The 17,173-nt window shown below is 71.2% G+C and carries 13 protein-coding genes and 1 pseudogene; 3 read left to right on the forward strand and 11 right to left on the reverse strand.

From position 1 onward, the window contains the following. Position 1: 1 nt before the first annotated feature. Genes zwf through pgl form a run of 3 tightly spaced genes read left to right on the forward strand, consistent with a single transcriptional unit; the run spans position 2 to position 3,347 of the window. Positions 2–1,525 (forward strand): glucose-6-phosphate dehydrogenase, encoded by a 1,524-nt coding sequence (zwf, locus tag K6I33_RS02745; RefSeq protein WP_229348040.1) that lies wholly within the window; start codon positions 2–4, stop codon positions 1,523–1,525. Then, complete coding sequence (gene opcA / locus K6I33_RS02750; RefSeq protein ID WP_229348041.1) at positions 1,522–2,571, forward strand: glucose-6-phosphate dehydrogenase assembly protein OpcA; 1,050 nt, start codon at positions 1,522–1,524, stop codon at positions 2,569–2,571. Before zwf ends, opcA begins: the two co-directional genes overlap by 4 nt. Beyond that, positions 2,568–3,347: a 6-phosphogluconolactonase gene (gene pgl, locus K6I33_RS02755; RefSeq protein ID WP_229348042.1), complete on the forward strand. Its 780-nt coding sequence runs from the start codon at positions 2,568–2,570 to the stop codon at positions 3,345–3,347. Before opcA ends, pgl begins: the two co-directional genes overlap by 4 nt. 155 nt (positions 3,348–3,502) lie before the next feature. On the opposite strand, the gene pgi is transcribed toward pgl, so the two are convergent. From pgi to uvrC, 11 genes and pseudogenes are all read right to left on the reverse strand, one after another. After that, the gene (pgi, locus tag K6I33_RS02760; protein ID WP_229348049.1) at positions 3,503–5,155 is read right to left on the reverse strand and encodes a glucose-6-phosphate isomerase; all 1,653 of its coding nucleotides are present in this window, start codon (positions 5,153–5,155) and stop codon (positions 3,503–3,505) included. Positions 5,156–5,297: 142 nt separating this feature from the next. Further along, positions 5,298–5,633, reverse strand: a complete 336-nt coding sequence (locus tag K6I33_RS02765; RefSeq protein ID WP_003957010.1) for an RNA polymerase-binding protein RbpA — start codon at positions 5,631–5,633, stop codon at positions 5,298–5,300. A gap of 183 nt (positions 5,634–5,816) precedes the next feature. Then, complete coding sequence (secG, locus tag K6I33_RS02770; protein WP_308297031.1) at positions 5,817–6,053, reverse strand: preprotein translocase subunit SecG; 237 nt, start codon at positions 6,051–6,053, stop codon at positions 5,817–5,819. Between the two features lie 120 nt (positions 6,054–6,173). Further along, the gene (tpiA, locus tag K6I33_RS02775; protein ID WP_229348043.1) at positions 6,174–6,950 is read right to left on the reverse strand and encodes a triose-phosphate isomerase; all 777 of its coding nucleotides are present in this window, start codon (positions 6,948–6,950) and stop codon (positions 6,174–6,176) included. Positions 6,951–6,956: 6 nt separating this feature from the next. Then, positions 6,957–8,168: a phosphoglycerate kinase gene (gene pgk, locus K6I33_RS02780; RefSeq protein ID WP_229348044.1), complete on the reverse strand. Its 1,212-nt coding sequence runs from the start codon at positions 8,166–8,168 to the stop codon at positions 6,957–6,959. A gap of 125 nt (positions 8,169–8,293) precedes the next feature. Further along, on the reverse strand, positions 8,294–9,298 hold the full coding sequence (gap, locus tag K6I33_RS02785) for a type I glyceraldehyde-3-phosphate dehydrogenase (RefSeq protein ID WP_189455004.1): 1,005 nt from the start codon (positions 9,296–9,298) through the stop codon (positions 8,294–8,296). A gap of 249 nt (positions 9,299–9,547) precedes the next feature. Then, positions 9,548–11,800: pseudogene (locus tag K6I33_RS02790) on the reverse strand (M14 family metallopeptidase); the annotation flags it as partial. A gap of 170 nt (positions 11,801–11,970) precedes the next feature. Then, positions 11,971–12,978 carry a DNA-binding protein WhiA gene (gene whiA, locus K6I33_RS02795; RefSeq protein ID WP_071964484.1) on the reverse strand — a complete coding sequence of 336 codons (1,008 nt, stop codon included), beginning with the start codon at positions 12,976–12,978 and terminating at the stop codon, positions 11,971–11,973. Then, positions 12,969–14,021, reverse strand: coding sequence for a uridine diphosphate-N-acetylglucosamine-binding protein YvcK (yvcK, locus tag K6I33_RS02800; protein ID WP_229348045.1), 1,053 nt, complete (start codon positions 14,019–14,021; stop codon positions 12,969–12,971). The genes whiA and yvcK overlap by 10 nt, the downstream gene beginning before the upstream one ends. Continuing rightward, a complete protein-coding gene (rapZ, locus tag K6I33_RS02805) occupies positions 14,018–14,950 on the reverse strand; it encodes an RNase adapter RapZ (protein WP_229348046.1) in 933 nt (310 codons plus the stop codon). The genes yvcK and rapZ overlap by 4 nt, the downstream gene beginning before the upstream one ends. A 142-nt stretch (positions 14,951–15,092) precedes the next feature. After that, positions 15,093–17,078 carry an excinuclease ABC subunit UvrC gene (gene uvrC / locus K6I33_RS02810; protein WP_229348047.1) on the reverse strand — a complete coding sequence of 662 codons (1,986 nt, stop codon included), beginning with the start codon at positions 17,076–17,078 and terminating at the stop codon, positions 15,093–15,095. Between the last annotated feature and the right edge of the window lie 95 nt (positions 17,079–17,173).

Raw genomic sequence — 17,173 nt, forward strand, 5'->3', positions numbered from 1 at the left:
ATTGAGCAGCAGCAACCCGCTGCGTGACGCTCTGGACCGACGGCTCCCGCGTATCGCGGGGCCGTCGGGCCTGGTCATCTTTGGCGTCACGGGCGATTTGTCCCGTAAAAAGCTGATGCCCGCGGTCTACGACCTGGCCAACCGCGGTCTGCTGCCGCCGGGCTTCTCCCTGATCGGCTTCGCCCGCCGGCAGTGGGCGGACGAGGACTTCGCGCAGGTGGTGCACGACGCCGTCAAGGAGCACGCGCGCACCCCCTTCCGTGAGGAGGTCTGGCAGCAGCTGGTCCAGGGCTGCCGGTTCGTCTCGGGCGACTTCGACGACGACGACGCCTTCGACACGCTGCGCTCCACCATCGAGGAGCTCGACAAGGCGCAGGGCACGGGCGGCAACTTCGCCTTCTACCTGTCCGTCCCGCCGAAGTTCTTCCCCAAGGTCGTCCAGCAGCTGAAGAAGCACGGCCTGGCCGACCAGAAGGCGAACTCCTGGCGGCGCGCCGTCATCGAGAAGCCCTTCGGTCACGACCTGAAGAGCGCCCAGGAGCTCAACCGGATCGTCCACGAGGTGTTCCCGGCCGAGGCGGTCTTCCGCATCGACCACTACCTCGGCAAGGAGACGGTCCAGAACATCCTGGCGCTGCGGTTCGCCAACACCCTCTTCGAGCCGATCTGGAACCGGTCGTACGTCGACCACGTGCAGATCACCATGGCCGAGGACATCGGCATCGGCGGCCGCGCCGGCTACTACGACGGCATCGGCGCCGCCCGTGACGTCATCCAGAACCACCTGCTCCAGCTGCTGGCGCTGACCGCGATGGAGGAGCCCGCCTCCTTCGACGCCGACGCGGTGGCCGCGGAGAAGACCAAGGTGCTGGGCGCGGTCTCGCTGCCCAAGGACCTCGGCAAGGAGACCGTGCGCGGCCAGTACACCCATGGCTGGCAGGGTGGCGAGGAGGTCGTCGGCTACCTCGAGGAGGACGGCACCGACCCCAAGTCGAAGACCGACACCTACGCCGCGATCAAGCTGGAGATCGACAACCGCCGCTGGGCGGGCGTCCCCTTCTACCTGCGCACCGGCAAGCGGCTGGGCCGCCGCGTCACCGAGATCGCGGTCGTCTTCCAGCGCGCCCCCTACTCCCCCTTCGACCAGACCGCCACCGAGGAGCTGGGGCAGAACGCCCTGGTCATCCGGGTGCAGCCGGACGAGGGCGTGACCGTGCGCTTCGGCTCGAAGGTGCCGGGCACCTCGATGGAGGTCCGGGACGTCTCGATGGACTTCGCCTACGGCGAGTCCTTCACCGAGTCCAGCCCCGAGGCGTACGAGCGGCTCATCCTCGATGTCCTGCTCGGCGAGTCGAACCTCTTCCCGCGCCTGAAGGAGGTCGAGCTCTCCTGGGAGATCCTCGACCCGATCGAGGAGTACTGGGACAAGCACGGCAAGCCCGCGCAGTACCCGGCCGGCACCTGGGGGCCGGTCGAGGCGGACGAGATGCTCGCACGAGACGGACGGAGCTGGCGTCGGCCATGAAGATCGACCTTACGGACACCACGGCCAGCAAGATCAACAACGCGCTGGTCCAGGGCCGCCGGGCCATCGGCACCCCCGCCATCGGCATGGTGCTGACCCTGGTCATCGTCACCGACGAGGAGCACGCCTACGACGCGCTCAAGGCGGCCAACAACGCCTCCCGCGAGCACCCCTCGCGCAAGCTCGTCGTCATCAAGCGCGTCAGCCGCTCGCCGCGCGACCGCGCCCAGGCCCGCCTCGACGCCGAGGTGCGGGTGGGCGCGGACGCCGGCGCCGGCGAGACGGTGGTGCTGCGGCTGTACGGCGAGGTCATAGACCACGCCCAGTCGGTCGTGCTGCCGCTGCTGCTGCCGGACGCCCCCGTGGTGGTCTGGTGGCCGGTCGCCTCCCCGGCCGACCCGGCCAGGGACCCCCTCGGCGCGCTCGGCCAGCGCCGGGTCACCGACGCCTACACCGCCGAGGACCCCGTCGCCGAGCTGTCGGCCCGCGCCGGGCACTACGCGCCCGGCGACACCGACCTGGCCTGGACCCGGATCACGCCGTGGCGCTCCATGCTCGCGGCCGCCCTGGACCAGCAGCCCGGCATCGAGATCACCTCGGCCGAGGTCGAGGGCGAGCCCTACAACCCCAGCGGTGAGCTGCTGGCCATGTGGCTCGCCGACCGCCTCGGGGTGCCGGTGACCCGCTCGGTCTCGGGCGGCCCCGGCCTCACGGCCGTCCGGATGGAGACCAAGAACGGCGTCATCACCCTGGACCGCCCCGACGGCGCCCTGGCCACGCTCTCCATGCGCGGCCAGCCCGACCGGGCCGTGGCGCTCAAGCGCCGCGACACGGCCGAGCTCCTCGCGGAGGAGCTGCGCCGCCTCGACCCGGACGACATCTACGCGTCCTCGGTCAAGTACGGCGTGGACCGGCTGAACGCGGCGCCGGCGGAGCCGAAGGCGGACGGTCCGAAGGCGGAGGCCGAGGCCGCCGCCGAGCCCAAGCCCGCCCCGGCGAAGCAGGCCGCCTCCCCGGCTCCGGCCAAGAAGGCGGCGAAGAAGTGAGCACGCCCCAGATCGTCGTGCACCGGGACAAGGAGCTGATGGCCCAGGCCGCGGCGGCCCGGCTGATCACGAAGATCGTGGACGCCCAGGCCGCCCGCGGCTCCGCGTCCGTCGTCCTCACCGGTGGGCGCAACGGCAACGGGCTGCTCGCGGCCCTCGCCGCGGCGCCCGCCCGGGACGCGGTCGACTGGTCCCGGCTGGACCTGTGGTGGGGCGACGAGCGCTTCCTCCCGGAGGGCGACCCCGACCGCAACGCCACGCAGGCCCGCGAGGCCCTGCTGGACGCGGTGCCGCTGGACCCGAAGCGGGTGCACTTCATGCCCGCGGCGGACGGCACGCACGACGACGCGGACGCGGCGGCGGAGGCCTACGCGGCCGAGCTCGCCGCAGCGGCCCGCCCGGAGGACCATGGCCCCGTGCCGTCCTTCGACGTCCTGCTGCTGGGCGTCGGCCCGGACACCCACGTCGCCTCCCTCTTCCCGGAGCTGCCGGGCGTACGGGAGACGGAGCGCACGGTCGTCGGCGTCCACGGCGCGCCGAAGCCCCCGCCGACGCGGGTCTCCCTGACCCTCCCGGCGATCCGGGCGGCCCGCGAGGTCTGGCTGCTGGCGGCGGGCGAGGACAAGGCGGGGGCGGTGGCGCTCGCGCTGAGCGGCGCGGGCGAGGTCCAGGCCCCGGCGGCGGGCGCGTACGGCTCGCGCCGCACGCTCTGGCTCCTGGACCAGGCCGCGGCGGCCCGGCTGCCGCGCGACCTGTACCCGCCGGCGTCGCCCTGACGGCGTCTCATCTGATACGGCGATGGCCCGCTCCCCTGGAGGGGGGCGGGCCATCGCCGTTGTGGCGGGAGGGAGGCCCCGGTCCCGCCCTTTCACCGTTTCCCGGGGCTCCGCCCCGGACCCCGGTCCTCGAACGCCGGACGGGCTGACTTGCGTCAGCGCCCGCGCAGCTCCCGGTACCGCGCCACGAGGCCCGCCGTCGAGGCGTCCAGGCCCGGCACGTCCGCGCCCTCCGTCAGCGCCGGCTCCACCCGCTTGGCGAGGACCTTGCCGAGCTCGACGCCCCACTGGTCGAAGGAGTCGATGTTCCAGATCGCGCCCTGGACGAAGACCTTGTGCTCGTACAGCGCGATCAGCTGGCCGAGCACCGACGGCGTCAGCTCGCTCGCGAGGATCGTCGTCGTCGGGTGGTTGCCCTTGAACGTCTTGTGGGGGACGAGCTCCGCCGGGACGCCCTCCGCCGCGACCTCCTCGGCGGTCTTGCCGAAGGCGAGGGCCTGGCCCTGGGCGAAGAGATTGGCCATCAGCAGGTCGTGCTGGGCGACCAGACCGGGCTTGAGGTCCTCCACCGGCCGGGCGAAGCCGATCAGGTCCGCCGGGATGAGCTTCGTCCCCTGGTGGATCAACTGGTAGTACGCGTGCTGGCCGTTGGTGCCCGGGGTGCCCCAGACCACCGGGCCGGTCTGCCAGCTCACCGGCTCGCCGTCGCGGTCGACCGACTTGCCGTTGGACTCCATGTCCAGCTGCTGGAGGTAGGCCGCGAACTTCGACAGGTAGTGGCTGTAGGGCAGCACCGCGTGCGACTGCGCGCCGTGGAAGTTGCCGTACCAGACGCCCAGCAGGCCGAGCAGCAGCGGCACGTTCTCCTCCGGAGGCGCGCACCGGAAGTGCTCGTCGACCAGGTGGAAGCCGGCCAGCATCTCGCGGAAGCGGTCGCCACCGACGGCGATCATCAGGGAGAGGCCGATGGCGGAGTCGTACGAGTAGCGACCACCGACCCAGTCCCAGAACTCGAACATGTTGGCGGTGTCGATGCCGAATTCGGCGACCTTCTCGGCGTTCGTGGACAGCGCGACGAAGTGCTTGGCGACCGCGTCCTCGCCGGCGCGCAGCTCGGTGAGGAGCCAGTTCCGCGCGGAGGTGGCGTTGGTGATGGTCTCGATCGTGGTGAAGGTCTTGGAGGCCACGATGAAGAGCGTCTCGGCGGCGTCGAGGTCGTGGACCGCCTCGTGGAGGTCGGCGCCGTCCACGTTGGAGACGAAACGGACCGTCAGGTCACGGGAGGTGTAGGCGCGCAGCGCCTCGAACGCCATCGCCGGACCGAGGTCGGATCCGCCGATGCCGATGTTGACGACGTTCTTGATGCGCTTGCCGGTGTGGCCCTTCCATTCACCCGAACGGACCCGGTCGGTGAAGATCTGCATCTTCCGCAGGACCGCGTGGACGGCGGGCACGACGTTCTCGCCGTCGACCTCGATGACGGCAGACTCCGGGGCGCGCAGGGCGGTGTGGAGCACCGCGCGGTCCTCGGTGGTGTTGATCCGCTCGCCGCGGAACATCGCGTCCCGCAGCCCGGCGACGTCGGCCGCCGCCGCCAGCTCGCGCAGCAGCCGCAGAGTCTCGTCGGTGACCAGGTGCTTCGAGTAGTCGAGGTGGAGGTCGCCGACGGAGAGGGTGTACTTGCCGGCCCGGCCCGGGTCGTCGGCGAACAGCTCCCGCAGATGCACCTCCCCCAGCTCGTCACGGTGCTTGGCGAGCGCGTTCCACTCGGGAGTGCGGTCCAGCCTGGTGCGGCTCTCTGCGTTCATCTCGGACATCAGTCCACTTCTCCTCGTGATTTCCCCGCTGTCCCCAACCTAATTGATCAGCTGTCGATTCCCCGCGCAAACGACGAGCGGCCCGGCCGGACACCTTCTCAGGTGCCCGGCCGGGCCGCTCTTCTCTTCCGCGCTAGATCTCCCCACGGAGCTTGGCGAGCGCCTCGGCGAGGATCGCCTCGCCGTCGGCGTCGCTGCGCCGCTCGCGCACATAGGCGAGGTGGGTCTTGTACGGCTCCGTGCGCGGCGGGTCCGGTGGGTTGTCCCGGTCCTGGCCGGCCGGAAAGCCGCAGCGGGGGCAGTCCCAGGTGTCGGGCACCTGGGCGTCGCTGGCGAAGCTCGGCTGCGTCTCGTGCCCGTTGGAACACCAGAAGGAGATCCGCAGTCGGGGTGCTGATTCGCCCCGCTCCGCCTCTCCCATGGGCCCCGCCCCGACCCGGCTTCCTCGGATCGCGTTGCCACTTGCCACGGTCGTAACTCCCTGCGTGATGGTGCTGCACTGTGCCGAACAGCGGCTGCGCCGCGGGGTCGACAGTCCGCTCCGCTGCGGGCGCCTCAGTCTACGTAAGGCCCAACGCGCGTCCAGTGGCAGGAGTTACAGCCCGGCCGCGAGGACGCGCCCTCAATCATAGGCCGCGTCCGCGACGGTGCGTCAGCTGCCGACCTTCATCAGCACGCCGAGCGTGACGATGCACGCGAACCACAGCAGACCGATCACGATGGTGATCCGGTCGAGGTTGCGCTCGGCGACCGAGGAACCGCCGACGGAGGACTGCATGCCACCGCCGAACATGTCGGACAGGCCGCCGCCCTTCCCCTTGTGCATGAGCACCAGCATCATCATCAGCAAGCTGAAGACGATGAGGGCGATCGAGAACCCGATGACCACGGCTGGACCAACTCTCTCGGACTGACTGGATGGAAAACGCTACGGGGCCGGGCAGCGGCGTTCACGCCGGTCCCGGCCCCGACAGGGTACGACGGCGGGGGGCCGTCGTCATAGCCGCTGCTACTGGTCGGCGAAGCGGACGATCTTCACGAACTCGTCCGCGTCCAGCGAGGCCCCGCCGATCAGGGCGCCGTCGACATCGGGCTGCGCCATGATCGCCGCGATGTTGCCGGACTTCACGGAGCCGCCGTACTGGATGCGGACCTTGTCGGCCAGCTCCTGGTCGTACAGTTCCGCCAGACGGGCGCGGATGGCACCGCAGACCTCCTGGGCGTCCTCGGGCGTGGCGACCTCGCCGGTGCCGATGGCCCAGACGGGCTCGTAGGCGATCACGATCGTCGCGGCCTGCTCGGCCGGGATGTCCGCGAGGCCGCCCTCGAGCTGCGCCAGGGTGTAGGCGACGTGGTTGCCCGCCTTGCGGACGTCCAGGCCCTCGCCGATGCAGAGGATCGGGGTGATGCCGTGGCTGAAGGCGGCCTTCACCTTGGCGTTGCAGAGCTCGTCCGTCTCGCCGTGGTACTGGCGGCGCTCGGAGTGGCCCACCGCGACGAAGGAGCACTTGAGCTTGGCGAGCATGCCACCGGAGATCTCACCGGTGTACGCGCCGGAGTCGTACGCCGAGATGTCCTGGGCGCCGTACATGATCTTCAGCTTGTCGCCGTCGACCAGGGTCTGCACCGAGCGGAGGTCGGTGAAGGGCGGCAGGACGGCCACGTCTACGGCGTCGTAGTCCTTGTCCGCGAGGGTGAAGGCGAGCTTCTGGACGTGGGCGATGGCCTCGAGGTGGTTGAGGTTCATCTTCCAGTTGCCCGCCATCAGCGGGGTGCGTGCACTCACGGTGGTTCAGTCCTCCAGTGCGGCGAGGCCGGGGAGCGTCTTGCCCTCGAGGTACTCGAGGCTGGCGCCGCCACCGGTCGAAATGTGGCCGAAAGCGTTCTCGTCGAAGCCCAGGATGCGCACGGCGGCGGCGGAGTCGCCACCACCGACGACGGTGAAGCCGTCCGAGTCCAGCAGGGCCTGGGCGACGGCCTTGGTGCCGTTGGCGTAGTCGGGGTGCTCGAAGACGCCCATCGGACCGTTCCAGAAGACGGTGCCCGCGTCGGCCAGCTTGGCCGCGTAGAGCTCACGCGTCTTCGGGCCGATGTCCAGGCCCTCCTTGTCGGCGGGCATGGCGTCCGTGGCGACGACCTCGGGGTTGGCCGGGGCCTTGGTCTTCAGGTCGGGGAAGTCGGCCGAGACCAGCACGTCGACCGGCAGGACGAACTCCACGCCCCGCTTCTCGGCCTCCGCCAGGTACTTCAGGCACGTCTCCTTCTGGTCCTCCTGGAGCAGCGAGATGCCGACCTCGTGGCCCTTGGCGGCCAGGAAGGTGTACGACATGCCGCCGCCGATGAGGATGCGGTCGGCCTTCTTCAGCAGGTTGTCGATGACACCCAGCTTGTCGGAGACCTTGGCGCCGCCCAGCACGACCACGTAGGGGCGCTGGACCTCGTCGGTGAGCTTCTTCAGGACGCCGACCTCGGTGGCGATCAGGTCGCCGGCGGCGTGCGGGAGCCGCGCGGGGAGGTCGAAGACCGAGGCGTGCTTGCGGTGCACGGCACCGAAGCCGTCGCCGACGTAGAGGTCGGCGAGGGACGCGAGCGCGTCGGCGAAGGCGCCGCGCTCGGCGTCGTCCTTGCTGGTCTCGCCCGCGTTGAAACGGAGGTTCTCCAGCAGCGTGACCTCGCCGTTCGCCAGTGCGGCGACGGTGGCCTTCGCGCTGTCGCCGACCGTGTCGGTGGCGAACGAGACGTTCTTGCCCAGGATCTCGCCGAGCCGCTTCGCGGCCGGGGCGAGGGAGAACTCAGGGTCCGGGGCGCCCTTGGGACGGCCCAGGTGGGAGGCGACGATCACCTTGGCGCCCGCGGCGGCGAGCTTGGCGATCGTCGGCGCGACGGCGCGGATGCGGCCGTCGTCGGTGATGGTGCTGCCCTCGAGCGGCACGTTCAGGTCGGCGCGGACGAAGACCCGCTTCCCCTCGATGCCGCCTTCGATCAGTTCATCGATCGTCTTCATGCAGTGACTCCGTGACTTCGTTAGTCATAGGACGGGGCCCGTACGACGCGCCGTCGCGTCGTGCGAGCCCCATCCCCACACTCGGTGCCTGGTGACAGTAGTGCGGACTGCCGGTCAGGCGAAGGTCAGAGCTGGCCGCCGACGAAGACCGTCAGGTCCACCAGGCGGTTGGAGTAGCCCCACTCGTTGTCGTACCAGCCGACGACCTTGACCTGCTTGCCCTGGACCATCGTCAGGGAGGAGTCGAAGGTGCAGGACGCCGGCCAGTTGACGATGTCCGAGGAGACGATCGCGTCCTCGGTGTAGTCGAGGATGCCCTTGAGCTGACCCTCGGCGGCCTTCTGGAAGGCGGCGTTGATCTCTTCCTTGCTGGTCTCGCGGTCGAGCTCGAGGACCAGGTCGGTGACCGAGCCGGTCGGGACCGGGACGCGCATGGCGATGCCGTCCAGCTTGCCCTTGAGCTGCGGGAGGACCAGGGCGGTGGCCTTGGCGGCACCGGTCGAGGTCGGGATGATGTTCTCCGCGGCGGCGCGGGCGCGGCGCAGGTCGGAGTGCGGGAAGTCCAGGATGCGCTGGTCGTTGGTGTACGCGTGGACCGTCGTCATCATGCCCTTGACGATGCCGAAGTTCTCGTCGAGAACCTTGGCCATCGGCGCCACACAGTTGGTGGTGCAGGAGGCGTTGGAGATGACGTGGTGGTTGGCCGCGTCGTACTTGTCCTGGTTGACGCCCATCACGATGGTGATGTCCTCGTTCTTGGCCGGAGCCGAGATGAGGACCTTCTTCGCGCCGGCGGCCAGGTGCTTGGCCGCGTCCTCGCGCTTGGTGAAGATACCGGTGGACTCGATGACGATGTCGGCGCCGAGCTCGCCCCACGGGAGGGCGGCCGGGTCGCGCTCGGCCATCGTCTTGAAGGTCATGTCGCCGACAGTGATCGTGTCGTCGGTGTGGCTGACCTCCTGCTTCAGACGACCCAGGATGGAGTCGTACTTCAGCAGGTGCACCAGGGTGGCATTGTCGGTCAGGTCGTTGACACCGACGATCTCGATGTCCGCACCCTGCTCCAGGAGCGCACGGAAGTAGTTACGACCGATACGGCCAAAGCCGTTGATGCCTACGCGGATCGTCACGAACCGATCTCCTCGTTGGTGTGCCGGGCTGCCCGGCGGCTGTATTGGGATGTCCCCGACCACCACCGACCCTACCTCTAACAGGGGAGGTACGTGACATTGGCGGCGGGGGCTGTCAGGCGCGCTCAGCCGTGCTCAATCCCGCTCAGCTGCAGGTCAACCGCCGATGGCGCGCAGTGCGGCGCCGACCAGCCCGGCCCGCTCGCGCGGGTCGGACACGCGTTCAAGACCGAAGCCCAGCAGGACGGTGTCCCGGGTGGTGAGGGCCGCGGCGCCGCGGTCCCGCACCTCCGATCCGTCACTCTGCGTCACCGGCGAGTGGTACTCGCCGGCCGCGGCGGTGCGGAACTGCGGGAAGGTGTCGGGCGGCAGCTCGTCGGAGATCGGGCGGTAGGCCCCGGCGAGCGCCAGCGGGCTGCCACCGGCGCCGAGGGCGGCCGTGGTGCCCGTGAGCTCACCGGCGCCGGTGAAGCGCGTGGCCTGGGCGAACGAGGTGCGGGCGCCGGCGCCCAGGTAGTACTGGGCGAAGTCGTCGGTGTCGGCGTCGCCGACCCGGGAGTCGCCGCCCGCCCGGGTGCCGGCGGCGATCAGTTTGCCGCCCTCGTTGACGAAGTCCCGCACGGCGAGCAGGGTCGCGCCGTCGGGGCGGGCGTCCCCGGAGGCCCACAGGACCGTGTCGTAGTGGCCGAGCACGCCCAGCGCGGGCGGCGCGCCCTGGGTGGCGACGTCCCAGACGGTGGCCTTGCGGCCGTTGTCGGTGAGGGCCTTGACATGGGCCGGGGCGTGCCGGGAGGCGCCGCCGGGGCCCTCGTCGGCGACGACCAGGGTGTCCGCGCGCGGGGTGTCGGCCACGGTGAAGGTGAACGGGGCGCTGGCGGTCCCGTGTCCTCCGCGCGTCACGCCGCTGAACCGGACGCGGACGGTGGAGCCGGGGTGGGCGCCCTGGAGCGTGGCGCGGTACTGGTCGAAGCGGAGGTTGTCCTCGCCGCCGTAGCGGTCGCCGCCGTCCCAGGCCTTGACGGGCACGGTGGTCTCGGGCTCGCCGTCGACGCTGTAGTGGGCGCGGAGCCCGGTGAGGCTCTTGCGCGCGGTGACGGCGACGGTCTGCTCGCCGTCACGGGCGTGGGAGACGGCGAAGGGGTGCGGGGTGAGGTCGGGGGCGTCGAGGCCGACCGAGGAGGACGGGCGGTCGGCGTGGCGCGCGGACTCGGCGACGGAGAGGGCGAAGGGGATGTTCTTGGCGAACTCCCCCTGGATCAGCTTCTCGTCGTCGGGGAAGTTGAAGGAGGAGCGGCAGTCGGCCGGATCCCAGCGGTCGTTCGGGTCGGCCTGTGAGGCGGTCTCGCAGGTCGACATCTCCGGGGTGAACATCATGGTGCCGTTGACGTTGGCCGCGTGGCCGTCCGCCTCGCCGTTGGTGGTGTAGAGCTCCGAGGAGAGCTGGGGCCGGTAGCCGGGTATCGCGGACTTCTCCGGGGTGCCGGCGAGCGCCTTGTAGAGGACGTCGTCGGGGGTGGGGGTGGCCACCTGCCAACCGACGCCGTAGAGCAGGAGTTCGGCGGCGGAGTGGTAGTTGACGGCGTAGCCGAAGCGGTGCTCCTTCTCGAAGGAGTCCAGCGCCCTGGTCTCCGGCTCGGAGGCCGCGGCGGGCCCGCGGTAGGTCTGGGAGGCCGGGCGCGGGGAGGAACCCTCGTTGTCGTAGCCCCACTTGTAGGGGAAGTTGCGGTTGAGGTCGACGCCGTCGGCCGTGGTGATCTTTCCGTCGCCGTCGTTGTCGCGGAGGTTCTTCCGCCACAGGCGGGTGGCGGGGCTCTGGAAGGTGTAGTCGTAGCCGTCGGGGTTGGCGGAGAGGACGAACCACAGTTCGGTGGAGTCGACGATCCTGGTGATCCGGTCGTCCTTGCCGTAGCGGTCGAGGTAGTGGTGCATCAGTCGCCGGGTCATCTCCGGGGTGATCCACTCGCGGGCGTGCTGGTTGGAGAGGTAGAGCACGGCGGGCCGGTCGCCGTCGTGGCGTGCGGCGGCGTCCTTGGCGACCTTGAGGGCGAGGATGTCCTGGCCGCGTACTGTCCTGCCGATGCTGACGACCTTGGTGAGGCCGGGGTGGGTGCGGGCGGTGTCGGTGATCTCCTGCTGGAGGCCGTTCTTCCCGCTGTACGGACGGAAGACCCCGTCGCCCTTGGGCGCCAGGCCCTGATGGTCGCGCACGCGCTTCTCGGTGATGTCGACGCCCTGGCGGCGCAGCTCCTCGGCCTGCGTGGCGGTGAGGACGACCTCGACGGGCGCCTTCTCGCCGCCGGTGACGCGCCGGCCCAGCTCATGGCCGTCGACACCGGCCCGGAGCAGCAGCGGGACCTGGGCGCCGGTGACCCGGGCGGTCCATACGGTGAGCGGGTCGCCGGTGCCGGCGGCCGGTCGTGCGTGTGCGGAGGGTGCCGCCGCCGCGAGGCCGCCAAGCAACAGCGAAACCACCGCGATGATCGATCGCGTCTTGCGTCTCATGAGCCCCCCTTGCCGTTGTCTGCCACGTCAGTGCGGACGCCAGGCTTCTAGGGGTTTCATGGCCATGTCAACGGCGCCTTTTGCGCCCGGGTGCCGTCCGTCCGTGCCGTTTCCGGGCCCGTATACGCCGGAGGGGCCGCTCACGCGGCCCCTCCGGCGATCGGGTCGGCTCAGCCGACCATGCCCTCGGCCATCTCCTCCGACAGGTCCGACAGATCGGAGAGGTTCGACTCGGTGCCGGGGATGCCCAGGTCCTGGGCGCGCTTGTCGGCCATGGCCAGCAGCCGGCGGATCCGGCCGGCGACGGCGTCCTTGGTCAGCGGCGGGTCGGCGAGAGCGCCGAGCTCCTCCAGGGAGGCCTGCTTGTGCTCCATCCGCAGCCGGCCGGCGGCCGCGAGGTGCTCGGGGACCTCCTCGCCGAGGATCTCCAGCGCCCGCTGCACCCGGGCGCCCGCGGCGACGGCGGCCCGCGCCGATCGCCGCAGATTGGCGTCGTCGAAGTTGGCCAGCCGGTTGGCGGTGGCCCGCACCTCGCGGCGCATCCGCCGCTCCTCCCAGGCCAGCACGGACTCATGGGCGCCCAGCCGGGTCAGCAGCGCGCCGATCGCGTCGCCGTCGCGGACGACGACCCGGTCCACGCCGCGCACCTCACGGGCCTTGGCCGCGATCTGGAGCCGGCGGGCCGCGCCGACCAGTGCCAGCGCCGCCTCCGGGCCGGGGCAGGTCACCTCCAGGGAGGAGGACCGGCCGGGCTCGGTGAGGGAGCCATGGGCCAGGAAGGCACCGCGCCAGGCGGCCTCGGCGTCACAGGTGGCCCCGGAGACGACCTGCGGGGGCAGCCCGCGGATCGGCCGACCGCGGCCGTCGACCAGGCCGGTCTGGCGCGCCAGCTGGTCACCGCCCGCCACCACCCGCACCACGTACCGGCTGCCCCTGCGGAGCCCGCCCGGGGCCATCACCACCAGGTCGGAGGCGTGCCCGAAGATCTCCAGGATGTCCTTGCGCAGCCGCCTGGCCGCGATCCCGGTGTCCAGCTCCGCCTCGATCACGATGCGCCCGCTGACGAGGTGCAGCCCGCCGGCGAAGCGCAGGATCGCCGAGACCTCCGCTTTCCGGCAGCAGGTCCGGGTGACGGGGAGCCGGGAGATTTCGTCCTTCACCGCTGCCGTCATCGCCATGGGCCGATCCTTCCATGCATCCGAAAAATACGGTCGTACGCGGCGGCCAACAGCTCCGGGTCATGTGTCGGGGAGCCGTCGGGCGAGGCGACCGGCGCCAGCTCGACCGTGGCCCCGAGCCGCTTGGCGGCGTCCTCGAGGCTGTCCCGGTCGGGCACGGCGGCCTCGTCGGCCAGAACCACGTCCAGGGCGAGTTTAGGGGCGTGTCGGGCCAAAACCTCCAAATGACGCTGCGGGGAGAAGCCATCGGTTTCCCCGGGCTGCGGGGCGAGGTTCAGTGAGAGCACCCGGCGGGCCTTGGTCTCCTGGAGCGCCTCCAGCAGCTCGGGCACCAGCAGGTGCGGGATGACGGAGGAGAACCAGGAGCCCGGGCCGAGCACCACCCAGTCCGCGTCCAGCACGGCCGCAACGGCCTCGGGGACCGCCGGCGGGCCCTCCGGGACGACGTGCACGGACTGCACCTCGCCCGGGGTGAGCGCCACGGTGGCCTGGCCGCACACGGTGGTGACCGCGTCGGGGGCGGCCGGGTCATGGCCCTTGACCAGCGCCTGGAGCTCCAGCGGGACCGCCGACATCGGCAGCACCCGGCCGTGCGCGCCCAGCAGCTTGCCGACCAGGTCCAGCGCCTGGACGTGGTCGCCCAGCTGCTCCCAGAGGGCGACGATCAGCAGATTGCCCACGGCGTGGCCGTGGAGCTCGCCCCGGCTCTCGAAGCGGTGCTTGACCACCCGGGCCCAGGTCTGCCCCCAGTCGTCGTCGCCACACAGCGCCGCGAGGGCCTTGCGGAGATCGCCGGGGGGCAGCACGCCCAGCTCGTCGCGGAGCCGGCCGCTGGAGCCGCCGTCGTCGGCGACGGTGACGACGGCGGTGAGGTCGCCGGTGATCCGGCGGAGCGCGGCGAGGGAGGCCGACAGGCCGTGGCCGCCGCCGAGCGCGACGACCTTGGGCTGGGTGCCCCGGTGCGCACGGCGCTCGGCCCGGCCGCTCGCGCGGCCGGGCACCAGCTTGCGGACGCGGCGCATCCGGAAGGTCCGGCCGGTCACTCGCGCCCCATGTCGCGGTGGACGACGACGGTCTCGACGCCTTCCGAGACGAGACGGTGGGCGAGCTTCTCGGACATGGCGACGGAGCGGTGCTTGCCGCCGGTGCAGCCGACCGCGATCGTCACATAGCGCTTGCCCTCGCGGCGGTAGCCGGCGGCGATGAGCTGGAGGAGCTCGGTGTAGCGGTCGAGGAACTCCTTGGCGCCCGGCTGGTTGAAGACATAGCCGGACACCTCCTCGTTGAGGCCGGTGAAGGGGCGCAGCTCGGGCACCCAGTGGGGGTTGGGCAGGAAGCGGCAGTCGACGACGAGGTCGGCGTCGACGGGCAGGCCGTACTTGAAGCCGAAGGACATGACGGTGGCCCGCAGCTCCGGCTCCTCCTCGCCGGCGAACTGGGCGTCCAGCTTGGCGCGCAGCTCGTGGACGTTGAGGCTGGAGGTGTCGATGACGAGGTCGGCGTCGCCGCGCAGCTCGCGCAGCAGGTCGCGCTCGGCGGCGATGCCGTCGACGATGCGGCCCGAGCCCTGGAGGGGGTGGGGGCGGCGCACGGACTCGAAGCGGCGCACCAGGGCGTCGTCGGACGCCTCCAGGAAGATCACCCGGCGCTTGACCTTCTTGGCCTCCAGGTCGGCGAGCGACTCGCGGAGGTTGTCGAAGAACCGCCGGCCGCGGACGTCCACGACGACGGCGATCCGGGCCACATTGCCCTGGGAGCGGGCGCCGAGGTCCACCATGGTGGGGATCAGGGCGGGCGGCAGGTTGTCCACGACGAACCAGCCGAGGTCCTCCAGACACTTCGCGGCGGTGCTGCGGCCCGCTCCCGACATGCCGGAAATGATCACCAGCTCGGGGATGCCCGCCGTCTCGCCGGTAGCGTCCACCGTCGTGCCCGTACTCACCTGTGCTCCGTCCCGGTCGGTCACGTTCATGCTGTCTTCCCCCGTTCTGCCGACGGCGCCACCGGCGTCGTCTTCCCTTCCATACTGAGGCCTTCCCGGGCGTGCGGCCCGGACGACGGACCGCGCCGGTCCGGGCGCGGTCTGCCGGAGCCGTCCTGTGCGGCCAGGTCCATCATTCCTCCGCGTCGTCCATGATCTCGCCAGTGGCCGTGTTGACGGCCGGGGCGGGCGGGGCCGCCGCGGCCAGCGCCGCGGCGACGGTCTCGGCCGTCTTGCGGCCGATGCCGGGCGTCGCGCAGATCTCCTCGACCGTCGCGGCGCGCAGCCGCTTGACCGAGCCGAAGTGCTTGAGCAGCGCCTGTTTGCGGGTCTCGCCCAGGCCGGGCACCGCGTCGAGCGGTCCGGCCTTCATGCTCTTGGAGCGCTTGCCGCGCTGGTAGGAGATCGCGAAGCGGTGGGCCTCGTCGCGGACGCGCTGGAGGAGGTAGAGGCCCTCGCTGGTGCGCGGCAGGACGACCGGGTCGTCCTCGCCGGGCAGCCAGACCTCCTCCAGCCGCTTGGCGAGGCCGCACACGGCCACGTCGGTGATCCCGAGCTCGTCCAGGGCCCGCTGGGCGGCGGCCACCTGAGGCTGCCCGCCGTCGACCACGACCAGCTGGGGCGGGTAGGCGAAGCGCTTGGGCCGGTCGCCGTTCTCGGCGGGGACCTCGCCGCCGGGCTCGTCGCCCGGGGCCTCCTCGGCCCACTCCCCCGTCTTCAGGCTCTCCCGCAGATAGCGGCGGAAGCGGCGGCCCACGACCTCGTGCATCGACCGGACGTCGTCCTGGCCCTCGAAGCCCTTGATCTGGAAGCGGCGGTACTCGCTCTTGCGGGCCAGGCCGTCCTCGAAGACGACCATGGACGCCACGACGTCCTGACCCTGGAGGTGGGAGATGTCGAAGCACTCGACGCGCAACGGCGCCGAGTCCAGGCCGAGGGCCTCGGCGATCTCCTCCAGGGCCCGGGAGCGGGTGGTGAGGTCGGAGGCGCGCTTGGTCTTGTGCAGCGCGAGCGCCTGCTGGGCGTTGCGCTGGACGGTGGCCATCAGGTCCTTCTTGTCGCCGCGCTGCGGGACGCGCAGGTCCACACGGGAGCCCCGGCGGCCGGTCAGCCACTCGGCGACGGGCAGGGCCGGCTCCGGCAGGGCGGGAACGAGCACCTCCTTGGGGACGGCGTCGCCGCTCTCCTCGCCGTAGAGCTGCTGGAGGGCGTGCTCGACGAGGCCCGCCGTGTCGACCGCCTCGACCTTGTCGGTGACCCAGCCGCGCTGGCCGCGCACCCGGCCGCCGCGCACATGGAAGATCTGCACGGCCGCTTCGAGCTCGTCCTCGGCGACCGCGATCAGGTCGGCGTCGGTGGCGTCGGCCAGGACGACGGCGTTCTTCTCCATGGCGCGGCGGAGCGCCTCTATGTCGTCCCGCAGCCGGGCCGCCTTCTCGTACTCCATCTCCTCGGCGGCATCATGCATCCGCTGTTCCAAACGGCGGATGTACGCACCGGTACGTCCGGCCATGAAGTCGCAGAACTCCTCGGCCAGTTCGCGGTGCTCCTCGGGGGTGACGCGGCCGACGCAGGGGGCGGAGCACTTGCCGATGTAGCCGAGGAGGCAGGGGCGGCCGATCTGGTGGGAGCGCTTGAACACCCCGGCGGAGCAGGTGCGCACGGGGAAGACCCGCAGCATCAGGTCGACGGTCTCCCGGATGGCCCAGGCGTGGGCGTACGGGCCGAAGTAGCGCACGCCCTTCTTCTTGGGGCCGCGCATGACCTGGACGCGGGGGAACTCCTCGTTGAGGGTGACCGCGAGGGAGGGGTAGCTCTTGTCGTCCCGGTACTTCACATTGAAGCGGGGGTCGTACTCCTTGATCCAGGAGTACTCCAGCTGGAGCGCCTCGACCTCGGTGGAGACCACGGTCCACTCCACGGAGGCCGCCGTGGTGACCATGGTCCGGGTGCGCGGATGCAGGCCGGCGAGGTCCTGGAAGTACGACGAGAGCCGCTGGCGCAGGCTCTTCGCCTTCCCGACGTAGATCACCCGGCCGTGCTCGTCGCGGAACTTGTACACCCCCGGCGAGTCGGGGATCTGTCCCGGCTTGGGTCGGTAGCTGCTGGGGTCGGCCATGTCACACACCCTACTTGCGGGCACTGACAACTCCACCGTCCGGCCGCCGGGGCCGGAGTCGTGCCCGCGGCCGGGCCGGGGACGGGCCGGGGAGG

The organism is Streptomyces sp. UNOB3_S3, from assembly GCF_020740895.1.
In the GTDB taxonomy this organism is placed as follows: Bacteria; Actinomycetota; Actinomycetes; order Streptomycetales; family Streptomycetaceae; genus Streptomyces.